This is a genomic window from Mesorhizobium sp. M1217 (assembly GCF_040318275.1).
Lineage (GTDB): Bacteria > Pseudomonadota > Alphaproteobacteria > Rhizobiales > Rhizobiaceae > Mesorhizobium.
Genome location: NZ_JAMYMA010000009.1, coordinates 70,491 through 92,137, shown reverse-complemented (window position 1 = coordinate 92,137; position 21,647 = coordinate 70,491). Strand labels below are relative to the sequence as shown.

The window sequence follows — 21,647 nt, the reverse complement described above, 5'->3', positions numbered from 1 at the left end:
TCATAGGCCGGCATCGGAACGACGAACGGAGTTTAGGAAATCGACATTGTCCTGCAAATTTTTTTCGACGGCTGAGGCGCGGGACGCCAATGGCCCCTTCCGGGTCAGGAATCGCGACGGTGCGATATTGAGATTGGGCGCTTGACGGGCGCCCGAGTCACAAGCTCGAACACGAGTTTCATGAACGCCTTGATCGGGCGAAGCTCCTGCTACCCTTCAGACGGCCGCGAATGAACCTGTGAACCGGCTTGTGATCGGCAATCCGTAGCGGCATCAGGCGTCATCCGGCTGAAACTCCGTCTTCCGAGACGATCCCCGCGCCCAGCCGCGTTCGTTGCGCTGCTCTTGGACCTGACACGCATGAGTGACCCGCCTAAACCATTTCGGGACGTTTTGAAGCCTCGCGGATCGCCTTGTGCACGCTGCGCTGCAAATCCATGAAAGCCGGGGTTTCCATGACCTCTTCCCGGCGCGGGCGCTCGATGTCGACATTGAAGGTCTGCATGATGCGTCCCGGGCCGATCCCCATCACAACGATGCGGTCCGACAGGTAGACCGCCTCTTCCACATCATGGGTGACGAAGAGCACGGTGAGCCTGTGCTCCTCCCAGATCTGCGTCAGGAGTTCCTGCATCTGATGCCTGGTCAAGGCATCGAGCGCGCCAAAGGGCTCGTCCATCAGAAGCATTTTGGGTCGATAGGAAAGAGCACGCGCTATAGCCACACGTTGCTTCATGCCGCCCGAAAGCTCAGACGGATAGCGATTGGCGCTGTGCGGGAGCTTGACCAGATCGAGATGCTCGCGTGCTATCCTGCGGCAGGTCGCGCGATCATGACCCGCGGCCTTGAGCGCGAACTCGATATTCTGCTGCGCCGTCAGCCAGGGAAGCAGGGTGTAGGACTGGAAGACGACGCCGCGGTCGAGACCCGGCTGCAGGATCGGCGAGCCATCGATGGCAAGATCTCCTGCGTCGAAATCCTGCAGTCCGGCAACGATCGACAGCAGCGTGCTCTTGCCGCAACCCGACGTGCCTACCAGCGAGACGAACTCGTTGTCGGCAAGATCGAGATTGATATCGCGCAACACTTCCGTGCGCCGCGCGCCCGTGCCGAAGCTCTTGTGGAGACCTTTGATCCCCAATTTGGGCAAACTCATCGGCCCGGCCTCATTGCACGTGGCCCTCCTGCCGGAACAACACTTTTCCCAGTGCCTTCATGACCTGGTCGGTGATGAGACCAAGCACGCCCAGCAGCAGGATGTAGCCGATGATGGTGTTTGTCTGGAAATAGCGCTGGGACACGGTGATGCGGTAGCCGAGGCCTGATGTCGCCGCGACAAGTTCCGCCAACACCAGCCAGGTCCATGCCCAGCCGAGACTGATGCGCAGCGTATCCCAGATGCCTGGCAAGGCGCTGGGAACCACGATGCGCGTCAGGATCTTGCGATCCGGCAGGCCGAGCGTCCTGCCAAGGCCAATGAAATCAGCGGGAACCCGCTTCACATTGTCCATGATCATCAGCACCTGCTGGAAGAAGGTGCCGATGAAGATGATCAGGAACTTCTGCGCATCGCCCGTCCCGGACCACAGGATGGAGAGGGGCACGAACGCGACCACCGGCATGTAGCGGATGAAATCCACAAGCGGCTCGATCGCCGCTTCCCAGGTCCGGAAGCTGCCGATCAGCACGCCAATCGGAATCGCCAGGGCCGAGGCGATGAGGAAGCCAATGGAAATACGGTATATCGAGGTCCTGAGATCCAGCCACAGCGTGCCGTCACCCGCGAGCTTGCCGAGTTGGGTCACCACGCTTCCCGGCGAGGGCAGGAAAATCGGCTTTACCAGCCCCAGCCCCGTTGCCGCCCACCAGGCGAGGCCGAGGCCGGCAAAGACGGCCACCGCTATCATCAGGAAGCGCGAGCGTGCGATAGGCGCGCCGATCCCGGAGGATCGGCGACGGCGCATCGGCTGTTTGGTCACCGGCCCCGGTGCTGCGTGAGACGGGCTTGGCTTGGTCGCACGCTGCTCGGACATTTGCGTCACCACCGCGAGCCGGCCCTCGTCATTTCGCGGCCTTGACGAATGACGGGTCGATCATCTGCTCCGGCGTCACGTCCGCCTGAAGCAGCCCGGCGTTCTTGGCGGCCGCCTCGACATCGGCGAATGTCTTGGTGGAAAATTCGCCCGTCAGCGCATCCTTGTTTTCGGCGAGAGTATAGTAACGCACGCCATCAAAGGCGGTGTTGAGGTCTTCGACGCTCGAACCGACCGCCTTGGAGATGATCGCCCGGCCGTCGGGCGTGTCGGCGTTGTAGGCCTTCAGGGCCGCATCCCAGGTCTTGATCATGGCAAGCACCTGGCCGGGACGCGACTCGATCACCTCATCGCGCACCACGAACACGTCGCTGATCAGGCCGGGATCTTCGCCCGCGGTGAAGAGCAGCTTGACATCCTTGTTCTGCGCCCTGGCCGCGGTGAGATAGGGCTCATAGGTAACCGCGACCGGCACCTGGCCAGCGATCAACGCACTGCCGGCATCCGCCGCCGGCATCGGAACCGGCTGGACATCGGCGATGGACATGCCGTTCTTGGCCAGCGCGTATTTGAGCAGGATGTCGCTCGTCGTGCCTTCCTCGAAAGCGACCTGCTTTCCCTTGAGGTCAGCGACGGACGCGATGTCCTTGCCGGCGATCATGGCGTCCGCCGTCATGCTGACGTCGAGCAGAAGCACGATCTTCACCGGCAGGCCGGCCGCAACCATGCCCATGGCCGTGTGGGTCGCGATATTGGCGGCATCGAGCTGGCCGCTGGCCAAGGCGGCGTTGATGTCCTTGTCCTCGGCGAAGTTCACGATCTGTACGTCGGACAGCCCGTTTGCCTTGAACAGACCCTTGGCTTCGGCGACGTGCCACTGGCCGTAGCCAAGCCATGGCTCGATGCCGATCTTGAATGTTCCTGCCTCAGGCGTCGCCGGAATGGTTGTATCGGTCGCGTAGGCCGCCGGGGCGAACCCGACGGCAGCAACCATAACGAGTGCCCGAAATTGTCCTGCTAGGTTATGCATCGTCTTGTTCCCCTTGATGATCAGGCCGCTTTTTTTGAACCAAACATCCGGCCTGGTGAGAATGCGGGCTTCTGCTCTTGCGGCACCGTGCCTCGGCATCTTAGCGTCAGTTCAACCGAAGTGCGACGACACTTCAACGTCAGCAACAGCGGATGTCAAGGCTAAATACATACATGCATATACAAGTCAGACCTCTCTGAATCGCTTCACTGCGATCAGGTTTTTTTGGACGGAGAATACCGACTGCCAAGCGAGTAGCGGCTTCCAACGTAAGTCAGCTTGCTGATCGTGGCAACGACGGCGCCCGTCCATGTCCGGCGATGCAGAAGCAGGCAGCAGCTGCCGGCATCGATGCCCAGATGCCGCGCCGTTTCGGCATCGGCAGGGGTCGCCGAAATGATATGCTCGACCTCCGTCACCGGGGTTTTCTGCATGAGATAGTCGTAGGTTGCTGTCCTGGAAAAATCCTGCTTGTCATAGTCGGGTATCAGGCCCGGGTTGACGAAGCGCTCTTCCAGTTGCACAGGCAGGTCGTTCTCGAAGTTGACGACAATGGAATGATAGATCGACGCGCGCTTTGCGAACTCGAACGAAAGCGCGAGTTCCTTTGTCGGCATGATCTCTTCGAGGACGATAACCGCGGAGCGATGCCTGTTTCCCCGCGCGACAATTTCCGCTGCGATGTTGTTGATTTCGATCAGTGCGGATTGCGGTCGAGGTGGCGCGATGAATGTGCCGACGCCCTGGAGCCGGATCAGAAAACCCGCAGAGGTCAACTCCCGCAAGGCACGATGGACCGTCATCCGAGACACGCCGAGTGTCGCCACGAATTCATTTTCGGACGGCAGCTTCCGATCCTTGCTCCATCGCCCCGTTCCGATGTTCGTCAGGATGTAGTCCTTGACCTTCTCGTAAAGAGGGCTGGCGGTGTCGGGCAAAGTGATCATTTCAAAAATCCTTTCCGGCAACGTTCGGAAATCACACGCGCCCGGCAGACCGCATCCGGATGATTGTTTTCAAGCCATCGCCCTGCCCCGCCAACAGCCGCTCATAGGCTGCGGGAACATCATCCAGACCGATCTCGCGGTCGATCAGTTCGACCATGGGCTCGGTCAATTCGCCGAGCATCCGGATGGCGTCGGGAAGCTCATCTGCAAAGGCGTGGCATCCCAGCAATGTGATTTCGCGTTCAACCAGGATGTTGGGATCGATATCGAGGCGCCCATGGAATATGCCGACCATCGCAACGGTGCCGCCGGCATCGAGAACGCCGAGCAGCTGGCAGAGTGCTGCGATACTGCCGGTCGCTTCGACGGCAGCGAGCAAGGGGGCATCCGCGGTCGCCGCGGCAATGGCGTCCCGGTTCAAGTCGACGATGCTGGCGTCTGTCACCCGCGCCACCCGGGCGCATCGGCCAGGGTTGCGATCGGCGACGAGCACGGTACCTGCGAAGGTTCGAGAGAGCAGCAGCGCGGCAAGACCGCCAATGGTGCCGCAGCCGACGACAAGAACGGAGCCGACCGTTTTCGGCAGACGCCGCACTGCATGCAACGCTACAGCCAGCGGCTCGGCCATCGCCGCGACCCGTTCGTCAAGCGCGGTATCGACGACGTGCAGCAGGCGTGCGGGCAGAACCGCTTGTTCGGCAAATCCGCCGTCGCATATTTCGCCAACAAAGCCCAGCGACGTGCAAAGATGCCGCCTGCCTGCATGGCATTGCGCGCACTCTCCGCACCAGAAGCGGGAATCGGCGACCACTCGGTCGCCAACAGCGACGGTGTCCACGCCCTCGCCGATGGCGATCACCGTGCCTGTCGGTTCATGGCCTGCCGTCGAAGGCGACCGGCTTATCCACTGGCCCGTGCGGAAGTTGTGGAGATCGGAACCGCAGATGCCTGCGGCATCGACCCTCACCTTCACCCAGCCCACCTCGGGAGCGCCTGGCGCGGCGATATTCTCGACGCGCAAGTCGCCGGGTCCATGGAGTCGTGCCGCCCTCATCATCATCGTTTCCGCTCAGCCGGCGAGATAGCGATCGCGGATCTCCGAAACCGCGTTCTCGTGCGAGCTGAACCCTTCGTAACGGGCGAGCCTGCGGGCATGCAGTGCGAGTTCCGGATAGGCGGCCGAGGTCACATAGCCGACTGATGATCTCTTGACGAAATCCGTCACAGAAAGCGGTCCGAAGGTTCGCGCCCACCGGCTGGTCGGCAGCACCGCATTGGGCCCGAGGACGAAGTTGGCGAGGGTCACCGGGGTATGCGGCCCCATGAGGATCTCGGCGGCTTCTGTGATACGTCCGAGATGCGCAAATGGCTCCGTTGACAGAATCTCGAGATGCTCCGGCGCATAGTCGTTGATGAAGCGGTAGCTGTCCTCCAGCGATTCGGTCAGCACAATACCGCCGCGTTTTCCGGTGAGCACGGCGCGCGAGAACTCCACGCGCTGTTCGGTCATCCGGGACCAGTGTTCCGGTATCGCAATCAACGCGGCTTCGGCGACCTTGCGGCTGTGCGTCACCAGATAGGCGGACGAATCCGGCCCGTGCTCGGCCTCGATCAACAGGTCAAGAGCGGCCAGGCCGCCGTCGATGCTGTCATCGGCAAAGATGATCGCTTCGGACGGACCGGCGGGGAGACCCGTGTTGACGATCGGGGACAACACGCTCTTTGCCGCCACTACCCACGGGCTCCCCGGTCCGACGATCTTGACGGCGGGCTTCACAGTCTCGGTTCCATAGGCGACAGCGGCAACCGCATGGGCGCCGCCGCACTTGTACACGGTCTCCACGCCGGCGAGGCGGGCGGCAACCAGCGTCGCGGCATCGACGGAACCATCCGAAGTCGCAGGCGTCACGATCGCGATCTGCGGAACCCCGGCAATCACCGCCGGAACCGAGGTCATCATCGTCACCGAGGGGAAGGCGCCTTTGCCGCGCGGAACATAAAGCGCAACCGAAGCGATCGGTGTGTATCGGTCACCCGCATAGGCGCCAGGCCGAACTTCCTTGAGCCACATCGTCTCCGGGCGCTGCTCCTCGTGGAAATGCCTTATGTTCTCGATGCCAAACCGGATACTCTCCACGACATCCTTGTCGACCTTGTCGAATGCCGCATCGAACTCCGCTTCCGAAGCTTTCAGTCCACCGTCGGCAACATCGGCTTTGTCGAGCTCGCGCGCAAACCGGAGCAAGGCCGCGTCACCTTCATTCTTGACGGCCTGGATGATTGGACGGACCTTTTCGATGAAGGAAGACAGATCTCCTTCGGCGCGTTTAAGTAAATTGGCGCGCTGATCGACACTGAGGGATGACAGGCGGTGGAAGCTGACGTCAGACATGGCGGCTCCTTTTCTTAGTACGCAATCACGGTTAGCGCTTGTCGATCACTTCTGGGACACGTCTCCAGTCCCTGAAGCCTTCAAATCGATGCGAGAAAGCCTCCATCCACGGGAATGGACTGGCCCGTTATGTAGGCTGCCGCATCCGAAGCGAGGAACACCGCGATTCCGTGCAGGTCCGAGAGATCACCAAAACGGCGCTGCGGAATCTTGGCGAGCATCGATTGCTGCCATGCCTCGTTGCTGTAGAACACGTCTGTCATCGCTGTCCTGAAATAGCCAGGCGCGATGGCGTTGACCCGGATCCCGAGATCGGCCCACTCCGCCGCAAGCGCCCGCGTCATGCCGAGGAGGCCTGATTTCGACGAGCCGTAAGGCACCGCCGTGGGAATCCCGACCTCGGAGGTCAACGAGCAGAGATTGATAATGACGCCGGGCCGTCCGGCGTCTCTCATCTGCCGCGCGGCGGCTTGGGCGCAGAAGAAGGCGCCTTTGAGATTCGTATCGACAATCCTGTCCCACAAGGCCTCGTCGACATCGAGCGAGGGCCGGACCTCTTCCACACCCGCATTGTTGACGAGAATATCGAGACCTCCGAGCAGGCTGCCGGCCTCGGCTGTCGCCGCCCGGCATTGGTCGACATCGGTGACGTCCAGGGCGATGGCATGCGCGGCCCCGCCGGCAGTGCGGATGGCGGCCACCGTCTCCTCGAGCGAGGCCACGCTGCGCGCCGTGATCGCGACGTCGGCGCCGGCTGCGCTGAGCGCCTCGGCGATGCTGCGCCCGATGCCACGGCTTGCGCCGGTTACAAGCGCCTTCCTGCCTGACAGGTCGAAGAGAGATGCGTTGCGCATGTCATCCTCCTTGGTAATGTCGCGCTTGGACCGATCGCGTCGAGACTATCCGAATGCAGCTTATCTATACAAGCATGTACATCATGGCGGTAGTGCGCCATGCGGAACTTTGCTTGTCAGAGCGGCAGCGTATTGGCCGGCATCGGACGGGTCTGCGCGGTTCGCCGCAGCCCATCTGGAGTTCATCGGGAGGATAGATGAAGCGCGCAGTAGACCACGACGCGATGAGCGTGGTTGGTTATACCACCCCCTGGAGTGCCAAAGCAGGCCAGCAGATCAACCTCAGCCTGTCATGCGATCGGCCGATAAAGGCCACACGAATTTGCCGACTCGACAAGCCGGCTCCGGAATTTCTGGCCTGGCCCATCGAAGCGGTGGGTGAACCACGGCATCGGCATTTCGACCAAGGGTCGTTCCTGTTCGTGCGAGCCGGCGAACTGGCCAAAGTACAAGCCGTCCACGGCATTCGTTTTGAGCTGTTCCTCACGCGCAACGGAGGTGCGCGTACGATCCTGGAAGCAGGCGCCCTCAAGCTGCGCCTCCGCGACGGCGCATTTGCCCTGGAAATCGGCGGCGAAACCTTTGTCGAGAGGAAGGCGCCAACTGGTGTGTGGCTCACTGTCGAGTTGGATCTGCGGCAGGAGCAGCCGCGTCTGCGGATCAAATCGCATGATCTCCTCGCGCCTTACGAACTTCGTGAAGGTTTTGGCAGCCCTGCGCGGAACCTTCAAGCGCACGGCATCCATTTCGGCGCAAGTGCTACTCACCACGAACCTACCCTCAACGCGAAATTTGCCGCGATCCGGCTCGAGACACCGCAGGGGACCATTGCCTGGGACTTCCCGACGCTGTTACCAACGCAGCCGATCCTGTCGTCGGGCAGAGCAGATCCGCTGCTCCTCGATGTGATCAATCAGCCAGCCTTCTGCATGACTTCGGCACGCTGGGACGGATCGAGCTTCGAACCTCGCTTCGTGCCGTCGCACTACGACGCTATCCATTGCCACGACGACGACATCGGCCCGCTTGAGTGGCCGGCATCGCACTGCGTGACAATCCCTGAAAACGCACGCCCAGGCGTCTACGCGTTCCAGATCGAATGGGAGGATAGCTACGAACGCGTGGTGTTCTTCGTCACCTCATCACAGGTTTCGTCGCCGCTGTTGTATCTCGTGCCGACGGCCACCTATCTCGCTTATGCGGACGAATATCTCCCAGATCATCTTTATGAATGGAAAAGCGACGACCGGGGACATCGCTTCGCGGTCGCCAACAATCTGAAGTCTCTTTACGACTACCACTCCGACCTTAGCGGCGTTTCTATCTGCTCCTACAAAAAGCCGAAAGTGACGCTCAGGGACGATTACGATTATCCCCTCTGCGGCTGCCCACACAATTTGCCGGTCGATCTGCACTTCCTCCGATTCTGCCACGACAATGGAATCGTGTTTGACGTCATGACCGATCATGATTTGCACGAATGCGGTATAGACGGTCTGCGTGGACACCAAGCGGTCGTCACCGGCAGTCATCCCGAATATATGTCGATCGAGATGGAGCAGGCGCTGCGGCAGTTTGTGGCCGAAGGCGGCAGCATCGCCTATCTCGGCGGAAACGGCTTCGCCGCCACTGTGGCTTTCAAGGACGATCTGATGGAGCTGCGGCGCTCGCCGCTGGAGGCCGGCCGCACGTGGGACGGCCCGGTCGCCGAACAAGCGCTGTCGATCACCAACGAACCAGGCGGCTATCTCCGCTCCCGTGGCCGCGGCGAATTCTCGCTGATCGGTGGCGCGATCTCACTGATGGGATTCGAAGGCGCACGCCCCTTCACGCGCACTGACGAAAGCCATGAAGCAGGATGCGCATGGCTGTTCGAAGGCGTTGAAAATGCGACCTTCGGTTCGGACGGCATCGTGCTGGGCGGTGCCGCGGGCTACGAAGTGGATGCGACGGATCCAGCCCTCGGCACATCCGCGGACACCGTCGTGATCGCGCGTGCGACGGGATTTCCCGACAGCTTCTTCCAGGATCCGACGCGCTGGTGCGAGGGCGGGGATACGCAACGCATCGCCCGCCGCTGCGCCGAAATGACCCTGCGAAAGCTCGCAGCAGGCGGCTTGATCTTTTCGGCAAGCTCGGTTGCCTGGTGCGGCGCGCTGCCAGCCGCAGGCGCCATGAACGATGTCGGCAGGATCACGTTTAATCTGCTTAACCGCCTCGGCGCGACGAAAGGAGAACCCGGCCGAGAAATCGATAAGCTGATTGGTCTCATTACGAGAAAGACCGCATCCTCAAGTCGCTGAGCCCAGCCTTCAACCGCGCAATGCGGCCGCGACGAGGCTTTGCATCGAAGTGGTCGGACGACCGATCAGCCGCCCGAGGGCGCCTCCGTCATCGAACAACGCTCCGCGTGAGGCTGCGGCGTCGGTATCGGCCAGAAGCGCAGCGAGGTCGGCCGGCAGCCCGGCCCCCGCCAACACATCCTGATAGGCGGCTTGGGAAAAATCGTTGTAGGCGATAGCCTTGCCCGACTGCCGCGAGACCTCCGCCGCAAGCTCGGCGAGCGTAAAGGCTTGGTCTGCGGCGAGCTCGTACGTCTTTCCCGCATGGTCGTCGGTCGTCAGCACCACGGCTGCGGCCTCGGCATAGTCCCGCCGCGCTGCGGACGAGAAACGCCCGTCTTTCGCGGCGCCGACGAAGGCGCCGTGCTCCAGAGCCGCCGGAAGCGCCAGCAGATGGTTCTCGGTGTACCAGCCATTGCGCAGGATGACGGCGGGAACGCCCAAGTCCGCGATGACCTCCTCCGTCTGCCGGTGCTCGATTGCGAGCGTTGCGGAAGACGTGTCGGCATGCAGCATGCTGGTGTAAGCGATCAGCGAAACTCCGGCGCGTTGGGTTGCCTCGATCACCGCCCGATGCTGCGGCAGGCGGCCGCTGACCTCGGTCGACGAAATCAGTAGCAGTTTCTGGACGCCGGCGAAGGCCGGGGCGAGCGTGTCGGGACGGTCGTAGTCCGCCTCCCTTACGATCACACCGAGCTCCGCCAGATCGCTGGCCTTTGCCGGATTGCGAACCGCCGCGACGATCCGGTCGGCGGGAATGGTCTTCAGCAGTGCCTCGATCACGAGACGGCCAAGCTGTCCTGTTGCTCCAGTTATTGCATACATCGTTCAGTCCATTTCGTGGTTGTGTGATTGGAGAGCCTTCGAATAGCGGCCATCGTTACCATTGGAAACCACGTATCTTGCGGTTACCGCCATTTTCCGGTAACCAACTGGAAACTCCTCGAGAAGGGTGTGCGATGGTTCTCAAGGCGCGAAAGAAGGTGAAGGCTCCCCCCGGCTGCCCCATGTCGAGATGCATGGCGCTGCTTGGCGGCTGCTGGACACCCGAGGTGCTCTGGTCCCTGAGCGAAGGCCCGCGTCGGTTCTCGGAACTCCGCCGCGATATCCCAGCCGTTTCGGCGAAGGTACTGACCAGCAGACTGCGGGATCTCGAGGAGCGCGGCGTCCTCGGTCGCAACGTGATGGCGACCTCGCCGCCGACGGTGGAATATGAGCTGACCTCGTTGGGGCAGGAGCTGCTGCCGGCTATCAGGTCTATCGTGGAGGTCGGGTCGCGCCTGCTGCTCGGTGATTCTGTTCTTTAGAGAATCGCGAGCACATCAGAGAATCGCGAGTTTGTGGCGTCGACACTACTTTCGGCCTGCGCTTAACAGCGAGGATGACGCTTGATGTGCGTGTTGATCTGGTGGTGGAGCAGTTCCGCCCGCCCAGGTCAGCGTTCAAAATAGATGGCCAACCTTAGCCTCGGGTCATCATTTCGGACTGAAAGATACGGAGCGCCAAAGGGTGGTAATGCGCAGTGACTTGGGCCCTCCAGGAGTCTAAGCTAGCATGCTTCTGCCAGCACGAAGAAAAACCGCCGCATGCCCCGCTTTCTTGCCGTCTACACCATGAAGCCCGAAGACCTCGCCCGCTTTCGCAGCCTGCCTAAGCCCGAGCAGGATACGATTGATGCCGTCGGCTTACAGCTGTGGGCGGACTGGGAGGAGAGAAATGCCGCATTTTTCCCCGATCGCGGCGGCATGGTCGGTAAGACGAGGCGCGTTACCAGGGACGGCATCGCCGACGCCGTGAACCCTTTCTGCGGCTATATTGTCGTCGAGGCCGATACCATCGATGCCGCCGCCCGCCTGTTCGAGAACCACCCGCATTTCACCGTCTTCCCAGGAGACGGCGTGGACATCATGCCCTTCCTCACCGACCCTGCTCCGACTTGAACATCCGCTAATCGCTTGCGATTTACCAGAAGGGGCGGCCGGCAACGCAGCCCACTCGGTCTCCCCTTGCACGCCGCCAGCCCGTCTGTTAAATACTGAACCATATGGTTCAGTATTTAATGCCCCACCTCGATGCCTCATTCGCCGCGCTCTCGGACGCCACCCGGCGCGGCGTTTTGGAGCAACTCGGACGAGCAGACGCCTCGATCACGGACCTTGCCGAAAAGTTCCACATGACCCTCACGGGCATGAAGAAGCACGTCGGCGTCTTGGAGAAGGCGGGGCTCGTCACCACGGAGAAGGTTGGGCGCGTGCGGACCTGCAAGCTTGGCCTACGCGCACTGGAGGAAGAGGCGGCATGGATCGAGAGGCACCGCCAGCTCTGGGACGCACGCTTCAACGAGTTGGACAAGGTTGTCGAGGAATTGAAACGGAAGGAGAAAGTCGATGGACGAAACAAGAGCTAGTGAGCCCACCCCCATGCAGAACCGCACGATGGTGGAACGGAAGTCCGACCGGGAGCTGGTCGTTACGCGAACCTTTGACGCGCCGGCACGCACCGTGTTCGAGGCTTGGACCAAGCCCGAGCTGTTCATGCGGTGGTGGGCACCGAAGTCGATGGGCATGTTCCTGCGTTCCTGCGAGATGGATGTTCGTGTCGGGGGCAGGTACCGTTTGGTATTCGGCCACGATGCCTCAAACCCTGACGAGTTCTTCGGTAGGTATATCGAAGTGACACCGCACTCGCGCCTCGTCTGGACCAATGACGAAGGTGGTGACGGTGGACCCATCACCACGGTGACCTTCGAGGAAATAGGTGGCAAGACGCTGCTGGTCATGCACGAGCTCTATCCCTCAAAGGAAGCTCTCGACGCTGCCGGCACCGGGGCGGCGGATGCGATGGGCGAGACGTTCGAGCAACTGGACGAGCTTCTCGTCACGCTAGGCGCGAGCGTGCGACGGTGATGAAGTCGTCGATCTCCCGGTCGGCAGCCTGGATCTTCAACTAGGCGGAAGAGAACCCCGACGAGATCGTCGCCGCCCTCTGTGAACCTACGAGGCCAATCATCAAACTCATTGAGGTTTCGCCAACTATCGGGACCAATCGAGTGATTTTCGCACCTCGCGACGTTCGGCGACGCGCTCAGGTCGTCTCAAAAAGGACCGTCACCGCCCCAGCTAAGGCATTAGCCAGAGGCCATAGCGATCGACAAGTAACCGGTGTTGCACACACTCTGCCGCAGGCGGTGTGTTGTGAGCGCTGGCGTCCACTCGATTCCTGCCGAAATTCCGGCTAGCTTGGGCGATAGATGGCTCAGTTCTGGTCGGTGAATCATAATCAGACCGCCCGTCAAGAGATTGATGGGCAGCACTTTTGGTCCCCCAAGACCGAGAGCAATGGCGCGCGAAATGAGTTCTACAACAACATGCGCCGTGCGACGCCCGGTGACCCTGTCCTTTCGTATACCGATCAAGCAATTGACTATATGCGCAGGATAGCGGAATTCGCTTTCACCGCTCGGAAACCAACCAAGTTCGGAGAGGCCTTATTGGAATCAAGAGCGATGACTTCTGCCGATCTTTTGGACACCGCTTTCCCCTTCGATCCCCAAAACAACAACAGGGAGTCTCGACCCGCTCCCGCCGAGGCGATATTCGCCAATCCATCTAGTTTCGGACTCAGGCAATCAGAAAGTTATCTGACAGGCATTCCACAGAAGTAATACAAATTGAAAATCGCGGCCTCATGTTTCAAAACCAGGATGGTTTCGAAGCCGGCGGGTCGCTCACGGTCCTCAAAGCGAGAATTCTAAGAGACGTTCAACAATGACCCAGCACGCAGAAAACGCTCGAATTCTCATGTACAGCCACGACACGTTCGGGCTCGGCCATTTGCAGCGCTGCCGGACTATCGCGCATTCGCTGGTCGAGGATTTCCGCGGACTTCAGGTGCTTATCATTTCGGGTGCGACTATCGCTGGCGCCTTCGACTACCGCGCCCGTGTCGACTTCGTGAAGATCCCCAGCGTCATCAAGCTGCGCAACGGCGAATACACCTCGCTGGAAAAGGACATCGATCTGCATGAGACGCTAAGGATGCGCCAGTCGATCATCCGCCATACAGCTGAGACCTTCCGGCCGGATATCTTCATCGTCGACAAGGAACCGCTCGGCCTGCGCGGTGAGATCGAGGACACGCTGTCCTACCTCAAGACGCGGGGCACCACTCTCGTGCTTGGCCTGCGCGAGGTAATGGATGCGCCGCATCTGCTCGAAGCAGAGTGGGCACGCAGGGATGTGATGCGCAAGATAGGCCTGTTCTACGACAAGGTCTGGGCCTATGGCCCGCCGGATTTCTACGATCCGTTGACCGGCTTGGATGTGCCGCCGGCTGTCAGGGCAAAGATGAGGTTCGTCGGTTTCCTGCAACGGAGCCTGCAGCGGAACGAGTTGCCCGGCCACCGGCCCGAGGGCGACTATATCCTCGTTACTACCGGTGGCGGCGGTGACGGCGCCGAACTGATCCACGACGTCATCGATGCCTATCAGCAGGATCCGCAATTGCAGCATAGGGCCCTGATCGTGCTTGGGCCTTACATGCCGGCGCGCAAGCGCAACAAGCTGCTCAAGAAGGGGTCCAAGATCCCCTACATCAAGATCATCGAGTTCGACAACCGCATGGAAGACCTGATTGCCGGCGCCAAGGCGGTAGTGGCGATGGGCGGTTACAACACCTATTGCGAGATACTGTCTTTCGACAAGCCGGCGCTGATCGTGCCGCGCGTCGAGCCCCGCCAGGAACAACTGATCCGCGCTCGGCGCGCAGCCGAACTTGGCCTCATCGAGATGCTTTTGCCGGAGGAAGCCAAGGATTCCCAGCGGTTTGCCGATGCACTGGTGGCGCTGCCGGACCGGCCCCACCCATCACAGAGCAATCCGCATCTGACGCTGGAAGGGCTGCCTCATATTTCCGAAATCGTCGCGGAACTGCTCGACCGGCGGGCCGGCCATCACCTTTCGGTCATTGAAGGAATGACCTGAGTTGCAACATCCCAAGATCGTCGTGGTTCTGAAGGGCTATCCGCGGCTGTCCGAAACCTTCATCGCGCAGGAATTGCTCGGTCTGGAGCGTGCAGGGTTCGACCTGATACTCGTCGCGCTCAGGCGGCCGACCGACGAAAAACGCCACCCCGTGCATGACGAGATCAAAGCGCCGGTCCATTATCTGCCGGAATATCTGCATGAAGAGCCGCTGCGCGTGCTTCGCTCGCTGTTTGCCTATCTGCTGCGGCCGTGCTTCTGGCGCACGCTCGGATCGCTGGCTGCCGATCTCCCCCACGACTTTACGCGCAATCGCGCGCGCCGCTTCGGGCAAGCGCTCGTGCTGGCGGCCGAATGGCCGGAAGACGCGGGCTGGCTGCATGCACATTTCGCGCACACACCGGCATCGGTGACGCGCTATGCCAGCCAGCTTCGTGGCCTGCCCTGGACCTGCTCGGCCCACGCCAAGGACATCTGGACTTCGGCGGACTGGGATCTGGCCGGCAAGCTTTCCTCGGCGCGCTGGACGGTCACCTGCACGAAAACCGGCTTCGACCGTCTGAAAAAACTCGCTAACGGCAACTCGTCTATACATCTGAGCTATCATGGGCTCGACCTTGATCGCTTCGGCAGTTTCGGCGAGGCGCGAAAGCAGCATGACGGCTCGGCGCCGGACGAACCGGTTGTCGTTCTGAGTGTCGGGCGCGCCGTTGAAAAGAAAGGTTACGATACGTTGCTGCAGGCCCTTGCCCTGTTGCCCGGTGATTTGGCGTGGCGTTTCGAGCATATCGGCGGCGGCGAGGAACTGGAGCGGTTCAAGGCGCTGGCGCAAAAGCTCGGACTGGATGGTCGCGTCTCTTGGAAAGGCGCGCTTGCGCAGGAGGAAGTGCTTGAGCACTACCGCCGCGCCGACATCTTCGCCCTGGCCTGCAGGATCACCGCAAATGGCGATCGTGACGGTCTGCCGAATGTTCTGGTGGAGGCGGCCAGCCAGCGGCTTGCCTGCGTGTCGACCGATATTTCCGGCGTGCCGGAGCTTTTATCGCCGGATGAAACCGGGCTGCTGGTTCCGACGGAAAACCCAATTGCCCTGGCACAGGCGCTGGAGCGCCTGATCCGTGATCCCGTACTGCGCGCCCGCCTCGGCGACGCCGCAGAGCGGCGCGTGCGCGGCAATTTCGATCATATGGCAAGCATTGGACAGCTCAAGGAACTGTTCGAGCGGGAGTGGCGGGCCGCCGAATGAAGCGGCTGCGCGCTTTCTTCTATGTCCAGCACCTGCTCGGCATCGGCCATCTTGCGCGCGCCAGCCGCATTGCGGCGGCTCTGGTCGATGACGGGTTTGACGTGACCGTCGTGACCGGCGGAGCGCCGATCGCCGGGTTTCCGGGACTCGGTGTAAAATCTGTAATCCTGCCACCTGTCACCTCCGGTGATGAAGGATTTTCCGGACTTGTCGACCTGGAGGGCAACCCGATCGACGATGATTTCAAGAAATGGCGTTCAGAGATGCTGCTGCAGGCATTCCGGGATTGCAGGCCTGATATCGTCATTCTCGAGGCGTTTCCATTTGGACGCCGACAGATGCGTTTCGAACTCTTGCCGCTGATCGAGGCCATCGACGCGACGTCGCCCAGACCGCTGCTGGCGACGTCCGTCCGTGATATCCTTCAGGAGCGCGTCAAGCCGGGCCGAAACGAGGAAACGGTCGATCTCATCAACAGGCATTTCGACCTTGTTATGGTCCACGGCGATCCGGCTTTCGCAACCATCGACAAGACATTTCCGCTGGCTGGGACGATCAGGGCCGAGGTCACCTACACAGGGCTCGTTGCCGCGCCGCCCTCGCCCCCGGCCTCCGAGCGCTTCGACGTTCTGGTGTCGGTTGGCGGCGGGGCTGCCGGAAAGAGCCTTGTCAGCTCCACCATCGCAGCGGCGCGGAATGCCAACAACGCTCGGAAATGGTGTTTGATCACCGGCCCAAACCTGCCGAAAGACGAATTTGACGCGATCGCACGCGATGCCACGCCGGGCCTGTCCATCTTCCGGTTCCGCGAGGATTTCGCCAGCCTGCTGACAGGCGCCCGCCTGTCAGTCTCGCAGGCGGGTTACAACACGGTCTGCGATGTCCTGCGCGCGGGTTGTCGCTCCCTGCTCGTTCCATTTGCAGCCGGCGGGGAAACCGAACAGACGGTTCGCGCCCTGATGCTCGAAGAACTCGGTCTTGCAACGGTGCTGATGGAAAAGGACCTAACGCCTGAAGGTTTGGCGCAAGCGATCGAACAGGCGCTTGTGAGACCGACGCCATCCGCGCATCGTCTCGATCTGGAAGGCGCGCGTCGCTCCGCGCAGATCCTGCACGAGCGGTATCGAACATGGTCCCTAAAAGTGGAGCCCGGTTTCGGAAAAGCTCATGATCAAACAGACGATAGATCCTAGTCCTACTGCGTTACTGACTCAGTAGGACTAACGCACGTCGCGTCTGGTGAGTTTCGTGCGACGCGCTTCAAGTCCTGTTTTATGCATGTCGTTGTCCGAAAACCGCTACGCACTTTTGGGCGAAATACATTAAACAGTTCCAATCAGCATGAAGCGCGTATAATTTTTTGTCGGCAGTTCGCCGGAGAACCGCACCTCCCGTAGCGCCGCCATTGCTTCGAAGGTTGCAAGTGAAGCCACGCAGTTGATGTGCGTCGGCTCGCTGAAATAATCGTTCGATTGCAGCAGTACATTCGTGCCCCGCGGAAGCAGAGCAAGCCAGGCGCGCAGATCGGCTATGTGTTCGCAGCTCGTATTGACTATCAGGTCGGGCCGGACGGCCGCATAGTCGAGTGCGTACATATCTGCCGTTAGCGCCCGGAACCGGTCGCCGGCTTCCCGGTTGAGGGTCCGGGCGACCGGCGCGACTTCGGGATCGATGTCGATGCTATCGACCGCCGCGATGTCGAAGCGGGCGTCGTTAAAAAGCATTGCCGGCAATACGCCGTACCATCCACCCAGAACCCATATGCGCCCGAACCGGCCGCCGCAGCTTTCGAACAGCCTGTCGAGCGCCCACATCTTGCAGGCGACCTGCTTGTGGTTGAAGGCGTTGGCGATATCGGCCTTCGGATGCTTGGTGACGACGCGCGCCAGCCCTGCCACGAGAGGGCAGTTGACATAAGCAGCAATTCCCCGCGTGAGGTCCAAGGCTTGCTCGTGCCAGTCCATACCGGCATTGCGTGGTTGCGTGACATCCATCATATTTGTCTTGTATGTTGGGATTTCGGGCGACACAACGCAATCTTGCCTCCCGCAAGACTGTTTGATTCCGCGGACGTGATTATGCTGCAAGCCGCTTGGCTATTGCCCGGTGCCGGAGAGAGCCTGTTGCATCTGTCCGGATCATCGGCGTCCATCCGCCACCACCAGCCGCGCAGCTGCGGCCTCGTGCTGCTCGGCTATTCGCCAAAGCCCTGCGGAAGCCGCGAACCGTCTGGCCAGCTGCCTTCTTCGCTGATCAACAATGCCCATGTCGTTGTCATCGACCATGCGCCGGAACTGGATCGCGCCGCCTCGCAGGTTCCTTGCATCGTTGAGCACAGGACAATATCCGTGCACTGCAGCTTCGACTTTGTCGTTGGCGACGAAGAAATTGCCGATACGCCATTCGCCAGCAGGTGCGTTTACATCCTGCATCCTTTCAACTGAAGGGTCCGCAGTCGCATATGGAACCCAGCCTAGCCCGCTATATCTGGACGCACACCAAGAAGCAGCAGCTCTGGATATTGATGATCGTCGTGCTTTCGATGATTCCGTATTTCATGTCCTTCGACCTGCCGAAGCTGATCGTCAACGGCCCGATCCAAGGTAGGGGCTTCGAGCAACCGGGCGCGACCCAGCCATTCATGAGGCTACACTATAACCTGCCGTTCATTGGAGAGGTCCAGTTCTTCTCCGGTTTTCAGCTCGACCGCAAGGAGACGCTGTTTGCTCTGAGCCTTGTGTTCCTCTTGCTAGTCGTCATCAACGGCCTGTTCAAATTCTACATCAACACCTACAAGGGCCGCCTCGGCGAACGCATGCTGCGGCGTATCCGCTTCGATCTGGTCGACCGTGTGCTGCGTTTTCCGCCGGTTTACTTCAAGCGGGTGAAATCCGCCGAAGTGGCGACCATGGTGAAGGACGAGGTGGAGCCACTGGGCGGCTTCATCGGCGACGCCTTCCTGCAGCCGGTACTGCTCGGCGGCCAGGCGCTGACGGCCATGCTGTTCATCATGATCCAGAACGTCTGGCTCGGAATGATAGCGGTCGTGATCGTGGTGATCCAGATCGTGCTCATCCCGCGAATGCGGCGGCGGCTGATCGTGCTCGGGCGCCAACGGCAGTTGACGGCGCGCGCGCTTTCGGGCCGGGTTGGCGAAATCGTCGACGGCATCGGCGCGGTTCACGTCCACGATACATCAAACTACGAGCGCGCCGACATAGCTGCCCGGCTCGGGCTCATCTTCAAGATCCGCTTCGATCTTTACCAATGGAAATTCATGGTGAAGTTCCTCAACAATTTTCTCGCGCAGCTCACGCCCTTTCTGTTCTATATGATCGGCGGGTATCTGGTCATCCAGGGGAGGCTGGACGTCGGCCAGCTCGTGGCCGTGATCGGCGCCTACAAGGACCTGCCCGGACCGATGAAGGAACTGATCGACTGGGATCAGGATCGGCAGGATGTCCAGGTCAAATATCAACAGGTCGTTGAACAGTTCACCGTCGAGGGTCTCATCGCGCCGAAAATCGGGGCATTGACGATCGACGATCCTGATCCGATGACCAATCCCCTATCGGCGATCAATCTGTCTATAGCAGACGATGGCGGTGCAATGCTCCTCAACCGTATCTCCCTCCAGGTCAAGCCGGGTGAGACGGTGGCGCTGGTCAGTACCGCAACAGGTGGAGCGGAGGCGCTTGCAGAAGCCTTCGCGCGGCTGAACTGGCCGGACAGCGGAAGGGTCGCTTCGGGCACCGACGACCTGCTTGAACTGCCCGAGGCAGTGACCGGCCGGCGCATGTCCTATGCCTCGTCGGATGTTTTCCTGTTCCAGGCAAGCCTCCGCGACAACCTGCTCTACGGGTTGAAGCATGCGCCGCTGACATCGGTGCCTTATGACGGTGCCGCGGCAGACCAGCACCGCTGGAATATCCACGAGGCGCGCCGGTCGGGCAATCCGGATCTCGATATCCACAGCGACTGGATCAACTATGCTTCCGCCGGGGCTACCGGCCCGCACGACCTCTTTGAAGCCGTGCGCCGGGTGCTCGACGCGGTTGTTCTGTCGCGCGACATTCTGGATCTCGGCTTGCGCTCTTCGGCCGACCTCACGCGTCACACGGAGCTTGCCAGGCGGATCGTTGAACTGCGTGCGGCGCTGCGAACCCGGCTGGAACAAGAGGGGCTGAGCGGACTGGTGGTTCCTTTCGAACCGGGCGCCTACAACAAGGAAGCAACGATCGGCCAAAACCTGCTCTTCGGCGCTGCCGCCGGCCCCGAACTGGCCGACAGGGCCTTGGCGGCCAATCCCTATTTTGCTTCTGTGCTGAGGCAAGCCGGCCTCGACCGCACGCTCTACGAAATGGGCTTGGAGATCGCCAAACAGGCGATCGAGCTGTTTGCCGACCTGCCGCCCGATCACCAGTTCTTCCAGCAGCTCGCCTTCATGAGCGCCGAGGAGATACCCGCCTACGAAACCTTGCTACAACGGCTCAAGAACCGTCCTCACGAGGCGGTTTCAGAGAACGATCGCGCCATGATCGTCACCTTGAGCTTTGCCTACATCGAGCCCCGGCATCGCTTCGGCCTGCTGAGCGACGAGCTGATGAGCAAGATCGTCGCTGCACGCAGCCGGTTCTATGAAAACCTGCCGCCTGAACTGCAAAATGCGGTCGAACGGTATGACCCTGCCAAATACATTGCCGCGGCCACCGTCATGGATAACGTCCTGTTCGGGCGTGTGGGCAACAACCATCCCGACGCACCGGACCGCATACGCTCCATCGTCTATGACATTCTTGACGAACTGGGGCTTTATGCCGAACTTCTGGATGTCGGCCTGGACTTCAACGTCGGCTCCGGCGGCAGGCGGCTGACCGGTGGACAGCGACAGAAGCTCGATGTTGCCCGGGCCCTGCTCAAGCGTCCCGATTTTCTCATTCTCAACCGGCCACTTTCGGCGCTCGACCAGCGCATGCAGGATAAGGTGCTGCGAAACGTGCTCGAGGAAGCCAGGCGCGACGGCCATTCGCCGGCAATTGTGTGGGTCGTGACGAATCCGGCAATGGCGATGATGTTCGATCGCGTTATCGTCTTCGACTCGGGTCAATTGGCGGAAGACGGAACACACGAGACACTTTTGGCAGGGAACGGTATCTTTAAGGAACTGTTGTCATAGAGCAACGGACATTCAGATGGGATCATTCTGCCGGTGCACGACATCGGGCTCGCCACCTTTCGCGTGGTTTGTCTCGCCGTCTCGAAAAGAGAATTGATTCCATCTGGGCGTCCGTTGCTCTAGTCTGGCAAACGCGAATTTTGGAAGGTTTGCGACAATGCTGCTCAAGGATGAAGTTGGAATGCTGCAACGCGTTCCCTTGTTCTCTGCCATCGAGCCGACAAAGCTCAAGCTGCTTGCGTTCACATCCGATCGTGTGAGCTACAGCGCCGGCCAGATCCTTTTCCGGCAGGGCGACGAGGGAGACGCCGCCTATGTCATCCTTTCAGGCAGGGCGGATATTCTTGTCGATTCCGACAGCGGACCAATAAAAGTTGCCGAACTGGAGCCAAATTCGATCGTTGGCGAGATCGCCATATTGTGCAACAGCTCCCGCACTGCCACCGTCAGAGCGGCAAGTCCGCTGGAAGTCCTGAGAATCCGCAAGGATCATTTCCTGAGGCTTATGAGGGAGTTCCCGGAAATGACCATCGAGATATTGCGGGTTCTTGCCGATCGCCTAAGCCATACGACCGCGGATCTGATCGACGCACGAAGCGCGAAATAACGAAGGACGTGCGCTCGATCCTCGCCGTCGTGACGGCA

At 60.7% G+C, this 21,647-nt stretch carries 21 protein-coding genes; 12 read left to right on the top strand and 9 right to left on the bottom strand.

The annotated features are described in order from the left end of the window. Window positions 1-373: 373 nt before the first annotated feature. The 7 genes from NKH37_RS16965 to NKH37_RS16935 form a co-directional block, all read right to left on the bottom strand. Window positions 374-1,156 (bottom strand): ABC transporter ATP-binding protein, encoded by a 783-nt coding sequence (locus NKH37_RS16965; RefSeq protein WP_352493882.1) that lies wholly within the window; start codon window positions 1,154-1,156, stop codon window positions 374-376. Between the two features lie 10 nt (window positions 1,157-1,166). After that, window positions 1,167-1,964, bottom strand: a complete 798-nt coding sequence (locus NKH37_RS16960) for an ABC transporter permease (protein ID WP_245278504.1) — start codon at window positions 1,962-1,964, stop codon at window positions 1,167-1,169. 97 nt (window positions 1,965-2,061) lie between these two features. Continuing rightward, the gene (locus NKH37_RS16955; protein ID WP_353005053.1) at window positions 2,062-3,063 is read right to left on the bottom strand and encodes an ABC transporter substrate-binding protein; all 1,002 of its coding nucleotides are present in this window, start codon (window positions 3,061-3,063) and stop codon (window positions 2,062-2,064) included. 215 nt (window positions 3,064-3,278) lie between these two features. Beyond that, window positions 3,279-4,010: a histidine utilization transcriptional repressor HutC gene (gene hutC, locus NKH37_RS16950; protein WP_352547392.1), complete on the bottom strand. Its 732-nt coding sequence runs from the start codon at window positions 4,008-4,010 to the stop codon at window positions 3,279-3,281. 31 nt (window positions 4,011-4,041) lie between these two features. Beyond that, a complete protein-coding gene (locus NKH37_RS16945; RefSeq protein ID WP_353005055.1) occupies window positions 4,042-5,064 on the bottom strand; it encodes a zinc-dependent alcohol dehydrogenase in 1,023 nt (340 codons plus the stop codon). A 15-nt stretch (window positions 5,065-5,079) separates the two neighbouring features. Next, window positions 5,080-6,402 carry a histidinol dehydrogenase gene (gene hisD / locus NKH37_RS16940; protein ID WP_352482878.1) on the bottom strand — a complete coding sequence of 441 codons (1,323 nt, stop codon included), beginning with the start codon at window positions 6,400-6,402 and terminating at the stop codon, window positions 5,080-5,082. Window positions 6,403-6,482: 80 nt separating this feature from the next. Further along, a complete protein-coding gene (locus NKH37_RS16935; RefSeq protein ID WP_023716546.1) occupies window positions 6,483-7,256 on the bottom strand; it encodes an SDR family NAD(P)-dependent oxidoreductase in 774 nt (257 codons plus the stop codon). Between the two features lie 197 nt (window positions 7,257-7,453). Between NKH37_RS16935 and NKH37_RS16930 the strand changes: the two genes are divergently transcribed. Continuing rightward, a complete protein-coding gene (locus NKH37_RS16930; protein WP_353041236.1) occupies window positions 7,454-9,559 on the top strand; it encodes a N,N-dimethylformamidase beta subunit family domain-containing protein in 2,106 nt (701 codons plus the stop codon). A 9-nt stretch (window positions 9,560-9,568) separates the two neighbouring features. Here NKH37_RS16930 and NKH37_RS16925 read toward each other — a convergent pair whose 3' ends face one another. Beyond that, window positions 9,569-10,423, bottom strand: a complete 855-nt coding sequence (locus tag NKH37_RS16925) for an SDR family oxidoreductase (protein WP_352493880.1) — start codon at window positions 10,421-10,423, stop codon at window positions 9,569-9,571. A 194-nt stretch (window positions 10,424-10,617) separates the two neighbouring features. Here NKH37_RS16925 and NKH37_RS16920 point away from each other — a divergent pair, with 194 nt between their 5' ends. The 8 genes from NKH37_RS16920 (at window position 10,618) to NKH37_RS16885 (ending at window position 17,019) form a co-directional block, all read left to right on the top strand. Beyond that, window positions 10,618-10,905 (top strand): winged helix-turn-helix transcriptional regulator, encoded by a 288-nt coding sequence (locus NKH37_RS16920; protein ID WP_245278483.1) that lies wholly within the window; start codon window positions 10,618-10,620, stop codon window positions 10,903-10,905. Window positions 10,906-11,184: 279 nt separating this feature from the next. Next, window positions 11,185-11,538: a hypothetical protein gene (locus tag NKH37_RS16915; RefSeq protein WP_023716542.1), complete on the top strand. Its 354-nt coding sequence runs from the start codon at window positions 11,185-11,187 to the stop codon at window positions 11,536-11,538. A gap of 104 nt (window positions 11,539-11,642) precedes the next feature. Beyond that, window positions 11,643-12,005 (top strand): ArsR/SmtB family transcription factor, encoded by a 363-nt coding sequence (locus NKH37_RS16910; RefSeq protein WP_023716541.1) that lies wholly within the window; start codon window positions 11,643-11,645, stop codon window positions 12,003-12,005. Beyond that, window positions 11,986-12,504, top strand: coding sequence for an SRPBCC family protein (locus tag NKH37_RS16905; protein WP_352590452.1), 519 nt, complete (start codon window positions 11,986-11,988; stop codon window positions 12,502-12,504). Before NKH37_RS16910 ends, NKH37_RS16905 begins: the two co-directional genes overlap by 20 nt. Before the next feature lie 344 nt (window positions 12,505-12,848). After that, window positions 12,849-13,262, top strand: a complete 414-nt coding sequence (locus NKH37_RS16900; protein ID WP_353005057.1) for a hypothetical protein — start codon at window positions 12,849-12,851, stop codon at window positions 13,260-13,262. 103 nt (window positions 13,263-13,365) lie between these two features. Continuing rightward, window positions 13,366-14,580 carry a glycosyltransferase family protein gene (locus NKH37_RS16895; protein ID WP_023716538.1) on the top strand — a complete coding sequence of 405 codons (1,215 nt, stop codon included), beginning with the start codon at window positions 13,366-13,368 and terminating at the stop codon, window positions 14,578-14,580. A gap of 1 nt (window position 14,581) precedes the next feature. Further along, the gene (locus NKH37_RS16890) at window positions 14,582-15,826 is read left to right on the top strand and encodes a glycosyltransferase (RefSeq protein WP_353005060.1); all 1,245 of its coding nucleotides are present in this window, start codon (window positions 14,582-14,584) and stop codon (window positions 15,824-15,826) included. Further along, a complete protein-coding gene (locus tag NKH37_RS16885) occupies window positions 15,823-17,019 on the top strand; it encodes a glycosyltransferase family protein (RefSeq protein ID WP_353041235.1) in 1,197 nt (398 codons plus the stop codon). The genes NKH37_RS16890 and NKH37_RS16885 overlap by 4 nt, the downstream gene beginning before the upstream one ends. Before the next feature lie 129 nt (window positions 17,020-17,148). Here NKH37_RS16885 and NKH37_RS16880 read toward each other — a convergent pair whose 3' ends face one another. Continuing rightward, window positions 17,149-17,820, bottom strand: coding sequence for a class I SAM-dependent methyltransferase (locus NKH37_RS16880; protein ID WP_031193291.1), 672 nt, complete (start codon window positions 17,818-17,820; stop codon window positions 17,149-17,151). Between NKH37_RS16880 and NKH37_RS16875 the strand changes: the two genes are divergently transcribed. The 3 genes from NKH37_RS16875 (at window position 17,806) to NKH37_RS16865 (ending at window position 21,609) form a co-directional block, all read left to right on the top strand. Continuing rightward, on the top strand, window positions 17,806-18,270 hold the full coding sequence (locus NKH37_RS16875; protein WP_353005062.1) for a hypothetical protein: 465 nt from the start codon (window positions 17,806-17,808) through the stop codon (window positions 18,268-18,270). The genes NKH37_RS16880 and NKH37_RS16875 overlap by 15 nt on opposite strands. Window positions 18,271-18,287: 17 nt before the next feature. Next, complete coding sequence (locus NKH37_RS16870; protein WP_353005064.1) at window positions 18,288-21,002, top strand: ABC transporter transmembrane domain-containing protein; 2,715 nt, start codon at window positions 18,288-18,290, stop codon at window positions 21,000-21,002. 157 nt (window positions 21,003-21,159) lie between these two features. Then, window positions 21,160-21,609 (top strand): cyclic nucleotide-binding domain-containing protein, encoded by a 450-nt coding sequence (locus NKH37_RS16865; protein ID WP_254023581.1) that lies wholly within the window; start codon window positions 21,160-21,162, stop codon window positions 21,607-21,609. Window positions 21,610-21,647 lie beyond the last annotated feature (38 nt).